The organism is Aquimarina discodermiae, assembly GCF_040786235.1.
GTDB lineage: Bacteria > Bacteroidota > Bacteroidia > Flavobacteriales > Flavobacteriaceae > Aquimarina.
In genome coordinates this window covers 38,474-56,599 of sequence record NZ_JBFMKP010000010.1, presented here as the reverse complement: position 1 = coordinate 56,599, position 18,126 = coordinate 38,474, and the positions used below count along the sequence as shown (strand labels likewise).

At 30.8% G+C, this 18,126-nt stretch carries 17 protein-coding genes; 14 read left to right on the top strand and 3 right to left on the bottom strand.

Annotated features, from left to right (window positions below):
* Positions 1-103 precede the first annotated feature (103 nt).
* Positions 104-1,423: a NosD domain-containing protein gene (locus ABW636_RS07895; protein ID WP_367589424.1), complete on the bottom strand. Its 1,320-nt coding sequence runs from the start codon at positions 1,421-1,423 to the stop codon at positions 104-106.
* 307 nt (positions 1,424-1,730) lie between these two features.
* Here ABW636_RS07895 and ABW636_RS07890 point away from each other — a divergent pair, with 307 nt between their 5' ends.
* From ABW636_RS07890 to ABW636_RS07825, 14 genes are all read left to right on the top strand, one after another.
* Positions 1,731-2,018 carry a hypothetical protein gene (locus ABW636_RS07890; protein ID WP_367589423.1) on the top strand — a complete coding sequence of 96 codons (288 nt, stop codon included), beginning with the start codon at positions 1,731-1,733 and terminating at the stop codon, positions 2,016-2,018.
* A gap of 380 nt (positions 2,019-2,398) precedes the next feature.
* Entirely contained in the window at positions 2,399-3,550 is a 1,152-nt protein-coding gene (locus ABW636_RS07885; RefSeq protein WP_367589422.1) for a glycosyltransferase family 4 protein, read from the top strand.
* 14 nt (positions 3,551-3,564) lie between these two features.
* Positions 3,565-4,617 carry a sugar-transfer associated ATP-grasp domain-containing protein gene (locus ABW636_RS07880; protein ID WP_367589421.1) on the top strand — a complete coding sequence of 351 codons (1,053 nt, stop codon included), beginning with the start codon at positions 3,565-3,567 and terminating at the stop codon, positions 4,615-4,617.
* Between the two features lie 12 nt (positions 4,618-4,629).
* On the top strand, positions 4,630-5,934 hold the full coding sequence (locus ABW636_RS07875; RefSeq protein WP_367589420.1) for a phenylacetate--CoA ligase family protein: 1,305 nt from the start codon (positions 4,630-4,632) through the stop codon (positions 5,932-5,934).
* An 18-nt stretch (positions 5,935-5,952) separates the two neighbouring features.
* Positions 5,953-6,558, top strand: a complete 606-nt coding sequence (locus tag ABW636_RS07870; RefSeq protein ID WP_367589419.1) for a sugar transferase — start codon at positions 5,953-5,955, stop codon at positions 6,556-6,558.
* A 25-nt stretch (positions 6,559-6,583) separates the two neighbouring features.
* Positions 6,584-7,681: a hypothetical protein gene (locus tag ABW636_RS07865; protein ID WP_367589418.1), complete on the top strand. Its 1,098-nt coding sequence runs from the start codon at positions 6,584-6,586 to the stop codon at positions 7,679-7,681.
* Between the two features lie 83 nt (positions 7,682-7,764).
* A complete protein-coding gene (locus tag ABW636_RS07860) occupies positions 7,765-9,261 on the top strand; it encodes an AMP-binding protein (protein ID WP_367589417.1) in 1,497 nt (498 codons plus the stop codon).
* 7 nt (positions 9,262-9,268) lie between these two features.
* Positions 9,269-9,511, top strand: coding sequence for an acyl carrier protein (locus tag ABW636_RS07855; RefSeq protein WP_367589416.1), 243 nt, complete (start codon positions 9,269-9,271; stop codon positions 9,509-9,511).
* 115 nt (positions 9,512-9,626) lie between these two features.
* Positions 9,627-10,301: an acetyltransferase gene (locus tag ABW636_RS07850; protein ID WP_367589415.1), complete on the top strand. Its 675-nt coding sequence runs from the start codon at positions 9,627-9,629 to the stop codon at positions 10,299-10,301.
* 47 nt (positions 10,302-10,348) lie between these two features.
* On the top strand, positions 10,349-10,954 hold the full coding sequence (locus tag ABW636_RS07845) for a sugar transferase (RefSeq protein WP_367589414.1): 606 nt from the start codon (positions 10,349-10,351) through the stop codon (positions 10,952-10,954).
* 4 nt (positions 10,955-10,958) lie between these two features.
* Complete coding sequence (locus ABW636_RS07840; protein WP_367589413.1) at positions 10,959-11,603, top strand: acetyltransferase; 645 nt, start codon at positions 10,959-10,961, stop codon at positions 11,601-11,603.
* A 3-nt stretch (positions 11,604-11,606) separates the two neighbouring features.
* Entirely contained in the window at positions 11,607-13,187 is a 1,581-nt protein-coding gene (locus ABW636_RS07835) for an FAD/NAD(P)-binding protein (protein ID WP_367589412.1), read from the top strand.
* A gap of 63 nt (positions 13,188-13,250) precedes the next feature.
* Positions 13,251-14,336, top strand: a complete 1,086-nt coding sequence (locus ABW636_RS07830) for a GNAT family N-acetyltransferase (protein ID WP_367589411.1) — start codon at positions 13,251-13,253, stop codon at positions 14,334-14,336.
* A 2-nt stretch (positions 14,337-14,338) separates the two neighbouring features.
* A complete protein-coding gene (locus tag ABW636_RS07825; RefSeq protein ID WP_367589410.1) occupies positions 14,339-15,493 on the top strand; it encodes a GNAT family N-acetyltransferase in 1,155 nt (384 codons plus the stop codon).
* 28 nt (positions 15,494-15,521) lie between these two features.
* On the opposite strand, the gene ABW636_RS07820 is transcribed toward ABW636_RS07825, so the two are convergent.
* Together ABW636_RS07820 and ABW636_RS07815 are read right to left on the bottom strand one after the other, a co-directional pair.
* Positions 15,522-16,490, bottom strand: a complete 969-nt coding sequence (locus tag ABW636_RS07820; protein WP_367589409.1) for a hypothetical protein — start codon at positions 16,488-16,490, stop codon at positions 15,522-15,524.
* A gap of 8 nt (positions 16,491-16,498) precedes the next feature.
* Positions 16,499-17,791 carry an MBOAT family O-acyltransferase gene (locus ABW636_RS07815; protein WP_367589408.1) on the bottom strand — a complete coding sequence of 431 codons (1,293 nt, stop codon included), beginning with the start codon at positions 17,789-17,791 and terminating at the stop codon, positions 16,499-16,501.
* Positions 17,792-18,126: the final 335 nt, after the last annotated feature.

The following is an 18,126-nucleotide window of genomic DNA, read 5'->3' as shown; positions in this document are numbered from 1 at the left end:
TCTAATAAAATAAGTAACCTTTATATATTTGTTGAATAAAAAAAGGTCCAGAGTTACAAACCCTGGACCTTTTCGTCTTAATAACAACAAAAATGATTTCTGGTTAAGTATTGTTGCTTATAGTAATATTAGTTCCTCCAGATGTTTGATCAATACAATCCAAGTTGTTACCAATTACTTTTATTGTATTGGATTGTATTGTTAGATTACTACAACCTTCTTTTATTCTAATTGCATCTTGCCCTGTTGATTCTATATTATTACCAGATACGCTCATATTTTTGGCATTGATAAATATGATACCTTCTTTTGTTTGATTATTCATAAAGTCTATACCATTAGAACGACTAAATGTTCCAGAATTTGCAAGTTGGTTATTTCTTACTGTTATTTTGAAATTTTCTGCTTCTACACCTTCATTTACTGCTACGAACTTAAAACTTTCACGAGCCACGTTTTTTAAATTGTTTTCATAAATATTTACATTCTCCATAGTAGTTAGGTTCCCAAAAATACCGATACTATTACTTACCGTACTTGTAAATGTATTATTATAGATTTCATAATTTTTGATGTTTTTTGGTTGTATACCAATATCAAAATCTATAATATTATTTCCATAAATTTCTGTATCCCTTTGGTAAGCAGCAATAGCAACGTTATATCCTTTTATTGTAGTATTAGAAATCACATTGTTGTAAGTATCTTTGGCATCAGGGTGCCCTGTTACGATACCAGCACTACTTTTGTTATTGGGATTAGCTGTCAATTCGTTATCAGAAATTGTGACATTGTATCCTGCACCTATTGATATAGCTTTTTCAGTTTTATTATTTTCTATAGTAACATCATGTCCAATGGCAACTATAAATGATCCATATTTACTATCTTTTTCTACATTGCTTCTAATGGTGATATGATGTGCATCTTCATAAAATACTAGCTCACCATTTACAGATGCCCTAGATGCTTCAATATCAAGAGCAAAACCAGGGGCTTTCCCTTCAGAGTTAGGAAGGTCGATACCTGCCCTCAAAAATGTATTTTTGTCGATATCAATATCAAACCCATCTGTTATAGACACATTATTTCGTCTATTACTATCAAATATACAATTGGTTACTTTTATATTTTTAGATGGTACATAACCAGCTTCAAAGGTAAATCCAATACTGGCTATATGCAGACCATCGCCCAAACCATATTTCATAGTAACACCATTAACCTCTACATTATTAGCTCCATGAATCATCATTACATGTCCAAATGCATGTGGCCCCGGTTGAGAATGATCATCATGTTTTAAGCGATCACCAATACGAATCCCTCCATAAACCTTACTATTAGATACTTCACGTATTGCTAATAACACATAGTTTTTTCTACTATTGGGTTGCACTCTTAAAACTGTATTATCAGTCATTTTGAGTACAAAATTAGAAGGAACGTTTATAGCTTCAAGTGATGAATAAAAATTTTGATAGGTAAGTGGTACTTGTCACAGTAGCAACTTCAAAATAGGCATCAAGTTTATCTATTTCAAAAGTGATTGCTCCTAGTTTTTTTACAAGATTCATTGTGTTTTCTAGTCGTGTATTATTATTTAAAGCATTTTCTTTATTAGTTATGCCTTCTACAATACCCCATCTAGATCCGTAAAATTTAAAACAGGACTTTTTTAACTTACGTTACCCATCACCGTAAGGTCAGAGCTTAATAATCTATCATCGATGGAACCCCCAGAAAAAACTAGTTTACCACCGCCAACAATATCTCTTCCTTCAAACTCTACTTTTACATTAAAAGGTAGTGTTACTGTAGCACCGTTTAAATCTATAACACAATTTAATATAATGGTAGATTTGGCAACAACTTTAGATAAGTCAAAATCACAAGGAGTTGTAACTACGTTTTCTGGTAGGTCTGGTGAAACCACATCGTCGGAAGTTACACCATCTGTAGGATTTGTGTTAGAAGTCTATTCGGTTTCGGGAACTAAATCGTCTACACTTTCTTGATTACAAGTGTACAAGCAGAGTACAAAAAGAAAAGTAACATTATATTGGTATTCTTTCCATGTGATAGATGTTATTTTATAGATTCATTCATCAAAAATGTAGTTTCGTCGATTAATTGGGTTCTATAGTGATTAGTTTAGTTAATTTTTTAGTTAAATTATATTTTTTGTATATAGATAATTAAATAATTACGGGATATCCATAAAAAACATATTGTTAATTGCTTTTTTTTATGTTAATCAGAAATATGTTTGTGATAAATTCAATAATGTTTTTTGAACAATAAAAAACCGAATAAATTATTACTTGAGCAAGTTATAAGTTATAGATTTGTAGTATAATTTTAAGAAATTAATTACTGGTATTTTTAAATTTACACTATGAATAAAATTATTCGTGTTACTACTGTTCCGATGTCATTAGGGGGGCTTTTAAAGGGGCAATTAAAATTCATGTCTCAACACTATACTATTATTGGTATATCTGGTAAAGGAGGAGATCGCTTAGACAGGGTTTCTAAAGAAGAAGGAATAGAGGTGTATCCTGTAGAAATGACACGAAAAATTACTCCTATACAAGATCTAAAGGCTGTTTATAAGCTTTATAAGATTTTTAAAAAAGAGAAACCAACGATTGTTCATAGTCATACTCCCAAAGCTGGGACACTTTCGATGATTGCCGCTAGATTTGCAGGAGTACCACATCGATTACATACAATAGCCGGATTACCTTTATTAGAAGCAACTGGTAAGAAACGTATTTTATTGGATACAGTAGAAAAACTTACTTACAGATGTGCTACTATGATTTACCCTAACTCGTATGGTCTTAATGATATTATAAAAGAAAACGGTTATACTACAGAAAAAAAACTTAAAGTTATTGGTAAAGGAAGTTCTAATGGTATCAATACTTCTCATTTTGACCCTCAACTTTATTCAGATAAGGATAATCAAAATTTACGGGATGAATTAAAGATAAAATCTTCAGATACTGTCATTATTTATGTAGGTAGATTGGTAAAAGATAAAGGAATTAATGAATTAATTGGCGCATTTAAGAAAATAGGGAGTCAGCATTCTAACTGTAAGCTTTTATTGGTAGGAACTTATGAGAAGGATTTAGACCCTTTATTACCAGAAACAGAACATGAAATTAATACTAATCCTAATATAATTTTTGTTGGTTGGCAAACCGATGTAAGACCTTATTTTGCAATTTCAACTATTTTAGCATTTCCAAGTTATAGAGAAGGATTCCCGAATGTTGTAATGCAAGCAGGAGCTATGGGATTAGCAAGTATTGTAACTGATATTAATGGTTGCAATGAAATAATAACAGATCAGGTAAATGGTGAAATTATACCAGTTAAGAATACAGAGCGATTATATCAGAGTATAAAAAAGTTAGTAGAGGATAAATCATTAAGAGACCTTATGGCCTCGAATGCAAGAGAATCCATTGTAAGTAGATATAATAATCAGTATGTTTGGGATCAATTGTTAAGCGAATATAGATCATTAATTAATTAATTAACATTTTTTGGATGAAGCAAAAGCTAACTTTATTAAAAAAAAGAGTATCCGTTGTTGTAAATGATGAGAACGAAAAAAAAGGGATTTTTCAAATAATAAAAGAAAGTATAATCTTTTGGATCGTAAAAAAGGAGTTCCCATTTTTTTATTTTGGAAAGTTTTTATACAGAAAAGATGTTGGGAATTATAAAGATTATTTGAGTAGTAAAGAAGTTGATAAAATAACGTTATCCAAAAATCTTCATCTTTATCAATATGCTTCGTTACTAAGAAATAAATTAACCTTTGCTATTTTTATGGAACGGAATAACATGCCTGTCCCTTTAATGGTAAGTTATAATTTTAAGCATAACTTTTTTTTAGGGGCTAAGGTATATAATGTCGCTACTATAGATGATTTATATAAATATTTTAATGATCTATTTGTGCAAACATCAAATACAAAAGTTTTTGTTAAGGCAATAGCAGAGATGGGTGGTGTTGGATCATATCTTATCACAAAAGATAATCTCGAACAAGAATTAGATCAATATGGTGCCTATATCCTAGCTAATGATTGTATACATCAAGAGTTAATTATTCAACACGATTTAATCAATACCATATATGAAGGTAGTGTTAATTCTATACGTTTTGATACATACCGAGATAAAAACGGAACTACACATATTTTATGTGCTTATATGCGTTTTGGTAGAGGAGGGAGTGTTTTAGATAATAGTACTTCTGGAGGATTTTGGGTTGGAATCGATATTGAGAAAGGACAACTTAAAGGGAAAAGTTACCAATTTATGCAACATGGCGGTAAACGTTTGGATAGACATCCTGATTCTAAAGTGATTTTTGATGGATATGAAATACCGTATTTTAAGGAAGCGTGCGAAGTTGTTAGGAAATGTGTTACTCATATACCTGATAGAATTATAGGTTGGGATATTGCCATTAGTAAAAATGGACCCGTGGTAATAGAAGGAAACGATAATAATTCGCTTTTGGGACCTGATCTGGTATACCAAGGATTGTTAAAACATCCTTTGGCCAAAGAAATTATGGAAGAAGCTTAAAATAAAATGATAATGAAACCATTAGAGTTACTTAGAAACAAAGCATTCTGGACAGTAGATACGCTTAAGGGAGGAAAAAAAAGAAACCACTATGATGAAATTAAATTTATTGTAGAGAACCCCACTTCTCAAAAATCTATTGATTTAAAAAATAAAAATTTACAGTATCTACTAGAGCACGCTGTAAAATCAACAGGGTTTTATGATGCTTATAAAAAGTATGATAGTATAGAAGATTTTCCTGTTATTAATAAAAATATTATAAAGGATAATTATGAAGGTTTCCAATCCAAAGATTATATAGATCTTCCAAAGTTTACAGTTAGTACCAGTGGTTCTACAGGAACACCGTTTACAGCGCATCAGAATACTAACAAGAGAGTCAGGAATATGGCTGATACAATCTATTTCTCTGAAAAAGCAGGTTTTAAAATCGGTAATAAATTGACTTATTTCAGATTATGGAACGCTTATGAAAAGAAAGGGTTTATTTCAAAATTGTTACAAAATGTAGTTCCCGTAGAAATATTCGAACTTAAAAATAAAGAAGTTGTCAAAGATGTAATCGATAGACTTTCTAAAAGCAACGATTCGAATAGTTGGCTAGGATACGCCTCTGGATATGAAACAATTTGTAGGTATCTGGACAAAAACGAAACACCAAAAGTAAAAGGGAAGTTGAAATCTGTTATTGCAATGTCAGAACGATTAAATGACTACACAAAACAGGGGGTATATAAACACTTCGGAACCGAAGTAGTTTCTAGATATTCTAATGTAGAGAACGGTATTATGGCGCAGCAACCCTTGGGAGATAAAAAATATTTCGAAATTAATGAGGCTAGCTATTTGATAGAAATTTTAGCACTTGATTCTAATAAAAGAGTGCCAGATGGGCAACCCGGTAGAATTGTAATAACAGATTTGTTTAACTATTGCATGCCTTTAATACGATATGATACGGGGGATATAGGGATTAAAGATGTGATTAACTCTAAGCCTGTTTTTCTAGAAGTTAGTGGTAGAAAAATTGATGTGATCTATGATACAAAAGGAGAGATTATAACTAGTAATTTAATAATGCTAGCCAACAATTATCAGGAGTTAAATCAATGTCAATTGATACAAAAAGCGCCAGGAACTTATTGTTTTAAAATAAACTCTGAAGATAAATTTTTACGAGAAGAAGAGTTCGTTAACGAGTTTAAAGAGTATTTGGGCGAAGATGCAAAAATTACTATAGAATATGTAGATGAAATTCCGTTACTTGCATCGGGAAAAAGAAGGGTCATGGTTAATGAAATGGCAAACGTTTAGTGATTAAATTTTGCAATTGTGTATACATTTTTTTTAAAAAGGATTCTCGATTTTAGTATATCATTAATTTTACTAATTTTGATCTCCCCATTATTTATAGTGCTAGTTATCTTTCTGGCGATAGCAAATGGAGGTAAACCCTTCTTTGTGCAAAAAAGACCAGGAAAGAATGAGAAAAATTTTAGTATCCTGAAATTTAAAACTATGAATGATAAGAGGGATCAACAAGGTAATTTATTAGAGGATAAAGATAGAATTACTAAAGTGGGAGCTTTTGTGAGAAAGACCTCTTTGGATGAAATTCCTCAATTAATTAACGTTGTAAAAGGAGATATGTCCTTAATCGGTCCACGTCCCCTAATTATAGAATACCTCCCCATTTATAATAGTATTCAGAAAAAACGTCATGATGTAAAACCAGGTATCACAGGTTGGGCACAAGTAAATGGAAGAAATTCTATTTCTTGGACAAAAAAGTTTGAATATGATGTATGGTATGTTGCTAATTGTAGCTTTTTGCTTGATATAAAAATACTAGGCTTAACACTTAAAAAAGTACTTCAGAAAAAAGATGTAAACTTATCTGAAGAGTTATCGTCAGAGTATTTTAATGGCAATAACTAAACGAATAATGTTTTAGACAAGACATATGGGTAAGAATTTGGAAATAGTAGCCTTAACAAAAAGGATGTTAAGGGAGGGCATAGAACAAAATACATATTGGAAAGGTGATCTTACTCCATTACCAAAAAGTAAAGCTTTATGGTTGGTAGCCAATGATAGAATAGAAGAAGAAGATTATTGCGGAGTTCTTGGGTATGAAGATGACAAAATGATTTCTTTTGTCTTCATGTTTCCAGATTTTTTAAATGAGAATGGTAAAAAAGGTAGTAAGGTTTATTGGATGATCTCCTGGTGGGTCGATAAAAAATATAAAGACACCGTATTAGGAACCTATATATATAATGAGGCGGTCAACTTAACAGGTAAACAAGTGCTTATTAAGTCCTATGCAGAAAACGTGACCTCATTCTATGAAAAACAACCTTTTACTGTAATAGCTTCTAGATTAAGACATACTATTTTTTTTAGTTTAGATGCCTCGATGTTAATAGGCAGGTTTTCATTTTTAAAACCATTTAATCCCATCTTAAAAGTCATAGATGATACCGTAGCTTCATTTTTAAGATTTATAAATCGTTCAAGATTGAAGAATAACACAAAGTCATTAGAATACGAGTATATTCCTCAGTTAGATAATAAAACTTGGGAATTATTACAGCCTTTGTGTAAAAATGATCTAATTTATAAAACCAAAGAGTATGTAAATTGGCAAATTTCAACAAGTCAATATATGCAGACTCCAATTCCGAAAAAACATCCATATACATCGTTACAAACAGGAGTGAGTACCAACATTAAAATGCATAATGTAAAGGTAATGAATGGAGAACAATTGATCGGCTTCTTTTCATATGTGATTAATTATAATGAATTTAATGTAAAATATTTTTTGGTTATAGAAGATCAATATTATGATGTATGTATAGATGCTTTAGTAGAGAATTGTATTAAAAAGAAAGCGAAATTTATTTTTACAGATGACACCAGGTTATCTGATAGTATTACCAAAAAGTATACTACCGTTTTTACACATAAGGTGACAAAAAAAGGTTTGGCACATAATGAAACAAAATTGGATTTTGAAAATACAACTATGCTTAACAGAGATGGACATTTTTACTAATTAGTTTATTATTGAGAAAATAAGAAATCTCGAATAGGTTAGTACCGATATTAGAAATAGTATTTTAGATAAATAATGATAAAATGAAATTTGTAAAACAATTACAAGCATCTATAGAAAGTAATCTGACGCAAAATGCACTTTGTATCAACGGAACGTTTTATACCTATCAGGATTTTGCATTAGAAATTTCTAAGATACGTGCAGCAATTGCAACAACAATAGATGATACAGAAAAACTAATAGGGCTGGTTACTAATGATGATTTACAAACCTATGCCAGTATTATCGCATTGTGGTTTGAAGGGAAGGCATATGTACCTGTAAACCCATCATCTCCGTTAGAGCGAAACACCAAGGTTTTCGAACTTACAGAAACAAAATATGTGTTGGATTCATCAAAAACTTCTTTATATGAGGATTATAAGGTGATTTCTTCGTCTGAATTAGAAAATACGGCACTTAATTTATCTCCGAATAAAGTATCAGGAGAACAATTAGCTTATATTTTGTTTACATCAGGTACTACAGGTTTGCCAAAAGGAGTTCCTATAACATTTAACAATGTAGATGCATTAGTCAATGCCATAGACGCCGAGGAAACTTTTAATCTAACCTCTTCAGATCGTTGTTTACAGATGTTTGAACTTACCTTCGATTTCTCTGTGGTAACGTATTTGTTCCCTTTTTTATCAGGGGCTTGTATCTATACGATTCCCAAAAATGTAATAAAGTACTTTTATATATTTAAACTGATAAAAGAACAAAGATTAACCGTGCTTACCATGGTGCCATCTATTATAAATTATCTTAGACCGTATTTTTCAGAGATTAATGCACCCGATGTAAGGTATTGTAGTTTTGGAGGAGGAGCTTTGCATAGTGATATAGCAAAAGAGTGGAGTGATTGCCTTCCGAATTGTAAAATATTTAATTACTATGGGCCAACAGAGTTTACCGTTTATAGTGGGTTTTATCCATATCACAAAGAAACACATCAAAAAGCTCATAATGGTATTATAGCAATAGGAACACCTCAAAAAGATACACATTACCTGGTTGTAAATGAAAAAAATGAAGAAGTCCCTATTGGGGTGACCGGAGAATTGTGTCTGGGAGGCCCACAGATAACACCTGGTTATTGGAAAAATGAAGAACGAAATGCAGTGAGTTTTTTTGTCAAAGAAGATAATACAGAGAAAATACGATATTACAAGACAGGAGACCTTTGTTTTAAGGACGATGAAAATGATTTTCTATATGTTGGAAGGGCAGATTTCCAAGTAAAAATTAGAGGCTATAGAGTAGAATTGGCCGAAATAGAATTTCATGCCAAAGCGATGTCTGATAAGAAAGTGAATATGGTTGCATTAGATATAACCAATAATCTAGGGAATGCAGAATTAGGCTTGGCGATAGAAGGAGATTCTTTTGATACAAAGAAAATCGTAGAGCATATGAAAACCAAGATGCCAGAATATATGATTCCAGGACATATAAGCTTTGTAAAGGAATTTCCCCATAGTATTAACGGAAAAATCGATAGAAAAAAATTAAGAACATATTTTGATATAAATTAAAACTAGAATGACAAGAGATGAAATTTTATCAAAGGTAACCAATGCCTTTGTTACAGTATTAGAACATACTAATTTTGATTTAACAGATGCTACTACTGCCGATGATGTAGATGGTTGGGAGTCTATTACGCATATGATGATTATTTCTGAAGTAGAGAAAACTTTTAGTATTAAGTTTAAACTAATGGACTTGATGAATATGAGTAATGTAGGAGATTTATTAAATACAATCGAGTTAGAATTACAATAGTTAGTTGGATTCCCTTTAATCAGTAAAGAATTCAAACAAGGGTTTCATGATTTTTATCATAGAATTATAATGCGTTGATTTATTTCTTTAGCACGCATTATAAAACTTGAAAATCATGGAAGACATTGTGATTATAGGGGCTTCTGGTCATGCTAAGGTGATTATAGAAGTGGTCGAGATGACTGCAAAGTATAGTATTTATGGCTTAGTAGATTCTTTTAAACCTAAAGGTATAAAAGTGCATGGGTACAAAATTCTAGGGCCTGAAGATGAGATAAGAAACCTTGCTGAAAAAGGTATAAAAAGAGGGATAATTGCAATTGGGGATAATTGGATCAGATATACTATGTCTAAAAAAATTAGACAAATTGTAAAAGATTTTGAGTTTATTACAGTAATTCATCCAACTGCGATTGTAAGTAATAGTGCTAAAATAGGAAAAGGAACTGCTATTTTAATAGCTGTCAAGATAAATGCAGATGCGCAAATAGGAGATAACTGTATTGTTAATACAAACTCAAGTTTTGGTCATGATAGTGTTTTAGGAGATTTTTCAAGTATTGCTCCTGGTGTTACGGTAGGAGGAAATGTAACTATTGGTTTTTGCAGTGCCATATCATTAGGTGCAAATTTAATACAAGGTATTTGTATAGGAAACCATAGTGTAATTGGAGCAGGTTCATTAATATTGCAAAATATAGTGGATTTTAAATTAGCTTTTGGGGTTCCCGGAAAAGAAATTAGAACCTTACAAAAGGGAGAACGATACTTGTCAAAAGTAGATAGTTAGATATAAAATTAATATAAATAATACGTTAGGTAGAATTAAACATTACTATGTACAAATTGTTTTTTAAACGTGTGTTGGATTTTTGCATTTCCTTGGTTGGTATTTTATGCCTATTTCCTGTTTTTTTTGTGGTGATGGTAATATTGCTATTTACAAATAATGGCAAACCATTTTTCTTTCAACCGAGACCAGGTAAAAATGAAAGAATATTTAAGATTATCAAGTTCAAGAGTATGAATGATAAAAAAGATGCAAATGGAGAGTTGTTACCTTTTGAACAAAGAATAACAAGTATTGGTAAGTTTATTAGAAAATATTCGTTAGACGAAATCCCTCAATTATTTAATGTTTTAAAGGGAGATATGAGTCTTATTGGCCCAAGGCCACTTTTGGTAAAGTACTTACCTTTGTATAATGAAGAGCAGAGAAAAAGACATTTAGTTAAACCAGGTATAACAGGGTGGGCTCAAATAAATGGTAGAAATACTATTTCATGGGCACAAAAATTTAAGCTTGATGTTTGGTATACAGATAACATAGGTTTTTTGACAGATGTTAAAATAATTTTATTAACGATCAAAAAAGTATTCTTTAAAGAAGATATTAATAGTGGTGAGAATATAAACATGCCAACTTTTAATGGAAATAACTAGTAAAATGAAAAGTGCAGTAATTATTGGAGCCGGTACACAAGGGCAGGTATATGCTTCTTATCTTAAAGAAGCGGGAGTTAATATTATCGGCTTTATAGATGATAATCCCGATTTAAAAGGTAAAGAGGTGATTAATATTCCTGTATTAGGGACCTATAGAGACTTATTTTTGGATGAGTTCAAGAATAAAATTCAAGACGTATATTGCCCAATAGGAGTAAATGCTGTCCGTGTAGAGTATCTTTCTACTTTAAAGAAAGAAGGGTATGGTATTCCTGGATTTTTGCATCATACCGTATCCATTGCGCCCGATGTAACAATAGGGGAAGCAGTATATATGCTTGCTGGCAATATTGTAATGCCTCATACAACCATTGGTAATTATATCATGATAAATATGGATAGCACCATTGCGCATCATGTAACGCTCGAAGATGGAGTGTTTATGTCTTCTGGAGTGAATATAGGAGCATTGATACATGTTAAAGAAAATGCATATGTAGGCATGGGAGTTACAGCAATGACCGGAATAAAAGAAATAGGAAAAGAAACATTAATAGGAGCAGGAACCGTACTTATAAAAGATGTTCCTGATTATGTCACGATAGTTGGTAATCCTGGCAGAATAATAAAAACAAAACAACCATAATTCATGCATTCTGAAAATAAAATTAAAACTTCGGATATTGTATTTATTGGTTCTGGAATATCATCTTCCTTTACCATTTTACACTTGCTGGATCGTATTGAAGAGCAATCTGTAAACAATACTATAGATATCACAATAATAGATAAATATCATGAATTTCATACAGGGATACCTTATGGAGCTAGATCTGGGTTTTCTGTACATTTAATAACATCGTTAAGAAATTTTTTGCCAGAACCAGAACTTAGTAAGTTTCTGAAATGGCTAAATGCTAATAAAGAATGGTTACTTGATGAATTAAAAAATGATGGGGGTAAGTTGTCGTTGGATTGGTTAACCGTACATGCTAAAGAAATAGCCAATAATGAATGGGAAGATCTATTTATTCCACGACGCTTTTTTGGATTGTACATACATGAGAAAGTTAAAAATAGATTAGAGTTTTTTGAAAATAAAGGGATTGTTACTATAAATTATGTTAACGCAGAAGTAATTGACCTGGATAAAAAAGAAGACTATTACGAATTGTTCTTAGAAGGTAAAGAAAGCATAATTTCAGAAAAAGTAATAGTTTCTGTTGGATCTTTACCAGTTAATAATCTCTGGCGTGATGAGAGTTTGGTAGAAGAAGAAAACCTACTTTTTGTAAATAATCCATATACTCCAGAGCTTGCCGAAATACTTAAGAAAATAGAGAGCTTTACGGCTAAACATCCAGAAAGTAAAGTAAATGCTCTTATTGTAGGTGCAAATGCAAGTGGCCTAGAGATGTTATATAAATTAAATGATATTGAAAAAATAAAATCCAATATTGATAAATTTATTATATTGTCTACGCAAGGTTTATTACCAGATGCGGTGATAGATCATAAAAAGAGAGAAGAGTATACCCCTTATAATCTGTTGGCACTTGCCAATGAAAATGATATTACAGCAAAAATAATTGCCGAAGCTGCTTATAAGGATCTTGATTATGCAGATGAGATAAACTTAGGAGCCGCATCTACAGTTGATATTATTTCTAAGGCTTTTGGTTCTTTATTGAGTAAATTGACTTATGAAGAATTAGAAAAATTTGCTTGTCATCACGGTAATCAAATTGGTAGACGACAACGATGTGCTGGATTTCATTATTCGAAAACAGTGGATAGTTTAAAAAATGAAAATCGGTTTGAACACCTTGCCGGAAGATTTATAAATATAAATAAAAATGCACTTGGTTTATATGAGTTAGAGTATTTAGATACAAAATCATCAAATAATAAAACATATAAAAGCCCAATACAGATTGTAATTAATTGTGTAGGAAGTACTAATTTTGATAGACAGAATGTCCCCGTTCTTCTAAAAAATATGATTCGTAAAGGGTATTGTAAACCAAATGATTCTAAGATTGGTTTTGAAGTAAATGAATCATTAGAGGCGACCGAAAATTTACATATAGCAGGACCGCTGCTTGCCGGAAATATATTCGAAGGAAAAGCGGTTTGGCATGTAGAACACTGTGGAAGAATTATATGGTTATCACAGGTGTTGTCTAAAAAAATTAATGATTATTTCTTTGAAAAAAATCGAATAAATTAAAGTTCATAAATACGTTTCCCCTAATTAAATTAAGCTATAAACCCGTATGAAATAATTTTACAATTGAAGCAAAACTACAAACTGATAATTAAACATTTTGATAATACTTCTGATGTAATAGAGTATAAGACGCTTCTCCAAAATCAATGGGGTAATAATGTGTATTATTCTGTAGAGCATTTGAAGCATTTTGAAAAAGATACTGATAGACTGTGTTATTTTCTGTTTTATAAAGATGATACCCCTATTATTTTAATGCCTATGGTCTTTAGACAAATAGGTATAAATAATAAAGTAACCCCCTACTTTGACGTTATTAGCCCTTATGGTTATAGCGGACCTTTATATAATGAAGATACAGTTTTAGAAGACGATATTACCTATTTTTGGACCCAAGTAGATCAATGGTATCAAGATAATAATGTAGTAGCCGAGTTTATTCGATTTAGCCTGAATAAAAATTTTACAGGGTATTCGGGATGTTTGGTTAAAACATTATCAAATGTAAAAGGTAATCTATTAGAAAATTTTGAAGATCAATGGACTTCTTTCTTGCCTAAAGTCAGGAATAATTTTAGAAAAGCAACAAACTATCAATTAGAATTTAAGATTTTTCATAAAGATCAAATAACGAAAGAAGTTATAAGTATTTTTAATGAAATTTATGTAAGCACTATGAATCGAAATAATGCAGATAGTATTTACTTTTTTTCTGCTTCCTATTTCGAAAATTTAATATTATCGAATCTTGATAACTTTTCTATTGCAGTAACTTATTTTGAGGATATCCCTATATCTATTGAATTGATAATTAACTATAAAGATACCTTTTTTGCATTTTTAGGAGGTACCAATGCCGAGTATTTTAGTTATCGACCGAATGATTTTCTTAGAGTAAAAATCATAGAATGGGCTATTCATAATGGAGTTAAATATTATGTGTTAGGAGGAGGAATGAAAGATGGAGATGGGTTGTATAAAAATAAAAAATCACTTTTTCCAAAAGATGAAGACGTGGTATTTTGTACTGGCAGAAAAATCGTTAATGAAGTGGTATACGACGAATTATGCAAAGAAGCTAGTCATGATTACTCCTCGGTTCATAAAGAAAATCTTAAGGATTATTTCTTTCCTTATTATAGATGTTAAAAATGAAAAAGATTCATATCGATTATTTTTTTGAGTTATACGAGAAGAAGTCAATACCAAATATTTTTTCAAAATTAAGTGCGTCCAAAAATCAAGAACAAATATTAAACCCAGATTATGATAAAAAAATAGTCGACAAGAAAGATTCTGTTTATTCTGTTTTTTTTATTCCAGATTATTTTAAGCCAGAAATTGATCATAAGGTTCTTGCTGTTAAAAAAGTAAAGCAATTTTTTAAAGGGTATACAATCTTTTTAGATGGGTTTGTAGATGCAGATGCCTATGTTAAGCATCGTTTTAGAAGTAATGCAAAAGCAATTAGGCGCAGGGTAAAACGATTAGAAACATGTTTTGATATCTCTTATAAAACTTATTATGGGGCTATAGAAGAAGAAGAGTATCATGAACTAATGGATCGTTTAGAGGAAATGTTGGTAAAAAGATTTGAAGAACGTAATGATGTAAGTCAAAGTCTTTTGCGTTGGGATTATTATAAGGATATGTATTTTTCATTGATTAATAAAAAGCAAGCTTCATTGTTTGTTGTTTATCATAAGAAGACTCCGATTGTAGTATCACTTAATCATCACTTTAAAGAACGTCTTTTTAGCGCAATTTCTTCATATGATATCGATTTTAGAAAATTTAGTTTAGGTAATGTAGAAATTCTTAAAAAATTAGATTGGTGTATCCAAAATGGTCATAAATCTTATGAAATGGGGATGGGAGATCTTAGTTATAAAAGAGAATGGTGTAACCATGTTTATAATTTTGAACATCAAATTATTTACCCCAAAAACTCCTTTTTAGGAGTATTAAAGGCAATGATAGAATATATCAAAGTCAGTTTTAAAGAATTTGTATATAAAAAGACTTACGTTAAGTATAAAAAATATAAAACTCGAAAGAAACAGGCTATTTCTAATGACGAAATGTTTTGTCAAGTATCTAAAATTGAAGATCTAAATTATAATGATAAGCATACAGTAATCGATTATAATCATTCTGATTATGATTTTTTAAGAAAAATAGTTTTCGATTTTGTTTACACTTCTATAGAGCATATTTCTAATGTTAGCGTGGTTGAAATTTCTAAAACAGAGAAATCTTTTTTGATTCTCGGAAGCTCAAAAATGCAAAAAGTAATAGTTAGCTAAAAGATATTGGTAATGAGGGTAAGTAAAATTACCTGAATATCTTAATCGTAGTAAGATGTTCTATAATGGTCTTTGCTATTAGATTTCTGCCATGATTGTTCCAATGCCTGTCATAAATTAGGGTGGTGGATTTTTTACTCGCCTCGAATGAAGTAGCAAAGTCTATATATGTAAAGTTATTTTTCTTTAAATAAGAGAGAAAAGTAGAATTTGTGATCCTCGAATCTAAAAGTAGCGTAAATCGTTTTTTATCATAATTGTATTTTGAAACCAAGCTTTTGAAGTTTTCAAGATATTTTTTTTCATTTTCTTGTTGTATTCGTAATGCTTCATTTTTATCTATGGCAGCATCTTTCTGTTGCGGTCTAAGGGTTTTTCTAATTCGATAAATAAGTTCTTGTGGCGGATCAAGAACTCCTATGCTCTTACAATAAACTAACAGTTTACTTTTCTTTAAAAGTTTATTTATCGGGGATTCGAGATCTAATCTTCCTCTCATAATATTATATTCCCCACGAGTAAGATCGTTGGAAAATTTGATGCCTAAAATAACATGGTCAATAAGATCAAACTGTTTTTTATAAGAGTGTACCAGGTGTAATTGATCAGCAAAATCGTAACCAGCATATCCATATTCGTATACTTCAATCTTCGGGATTTTAGTTTCAATTTTCTTACCGATAGAATTATAATAGTTCTGATGAAAACCTTCTATAAAAGAGTCACCAACTAATGCTACTTCGATCTTATCTTTTGTAGGAGTAAATTCTCGATATGAGTTGTAACCAGAAGAGTTGATATGATACTCAGAAAAATTTTGCCTTCTATTACCTGTAACAGAAAACCCATTTTGGTTTGGTTTCCATTTCTCTACTTCATAACTGTCAAGAAAACGAGCAGGAGTATCTTTGCCTAAATGAAAAATACGAACAATAACTTCTAATACCAGTAGTATAAAGAAGAAATAAATCGCACTTTTGATAACAAGTTTTTTCATTTAATAGTTTAGAATTGGAAATAAATAAATGATCGATCAATACTATCGTCAAAGAATAATAGTAAACATAGAGTTATTATAGTGTAAACAATAAATCGTATAATTTTTGATTTAAATTTAAAAGGAGCTCGTTCATCTCTTCTCATCCTAAACTCATATAGCACAAAAATAGCGATTAAAACAAAATAATCTATCATTCGATATCCTAGTGGGTGTTGATAAGCTTCGTAAGAGAAGTTCGTACAAATTTGTTTTAAATAACCAAAAGCATCTGTAATAGACTGTGATCTGAAGAAAACTCGTGAAAATGTAACAAGTATAAATGTTAAAAGGATTTGGGCAATCTCTTTTAAAGATGGGAACCAACTGTTTTCTGCAACTACCGAATTCATATAAATACGATTTCTGCCCATCAAAAATACGGGTATAAATAAAACAGCATGAATAGCTCCCCAAGCTATAAATGTCCAGTTTGCTCCATGCCAAAAACCACTTACTAAAAAAACAATAATAATATTTCGCACCGATTTAAGTTTGCTTACTCTGCTACCTCCAAGAGGTATATATAAATAATGTCTAAACCAAGTTGATAAAGAAATATGCCATCTTTGCCAATACTCTGCAACATTTCTCGAAAATGTTGGGAACTTGAAATTAGACATGAGTTCGATTCCAAATAATTTAGCAGTACCAATAGCAATATCAGAATAACCGCTAAAATCCCCGTATACTTGAAAACTAAACAGCGATACACCAAGAATAAGGGTAGAAGCAGAATAATCATTATAATTTAGAAAAATATCATCTACTATTGGAGCAATAGAATCTGCAATCACCACTTTTTTAAACAGCCCCCAAAGGATGAGCTTTAGGCCAGCTGTGCATTGATCATAACTAAATACCCGCTTGGTAGTAATCTGTGACAATAGATTCGAAGCTCTTTCTATTGGTCCAGCTACCAATTGAGGAAAAAAACTAACAAAAGCTGCAAAAGAAATAAAGTTTTTGGTAGGAGTTAACCTTTTGTAGTAAATGTCTAGCGAATAAGACATTGTTTGAAAAGTGTAGAATGAGATTCCAACCGGTAAAATTATTTGAAGTGTCCAGGAATTATGTGTTTCGTAGCCTAAACCTGCTAGTAGATCTTCCCAGGAATTTATAAAGAAATTATAGTATTTAAAAAAACCTAAAAGACCAATATTAAAAACAATACTAACCCATAAAAAAACTTTTTTATCCTTATTTGATGAACTGTTATGTATTGCTTGCCCTACAAAAAAATCTACAATAGTGCTTGCCAAAATTAAGAATAGAAATCGCCAATCCCATAGGCCGTAAAAGATATAACTGGCAACAAGAACGAATGTGTTCTGTAAAGTAACTTTCTTATGAAAAACAAACCAATAAATTATAAACACTATTGGTAAGAATATGAAAAAATCTAAGGAGTTAAATACCATTTATACTATTAAAAATCTAAATAAAGATGTTGTTTTTTGTGTAAAGTATATTGCTTGTTTCTATACTTTAAGGCGGTAAATTTTATGTAATTAATTGTATAAATCAAGTATTTGATGATTTTTTTTTATAAATCTTAAAAGAATGCAACTTAGATAGAAAATCACAAGTGAAAATA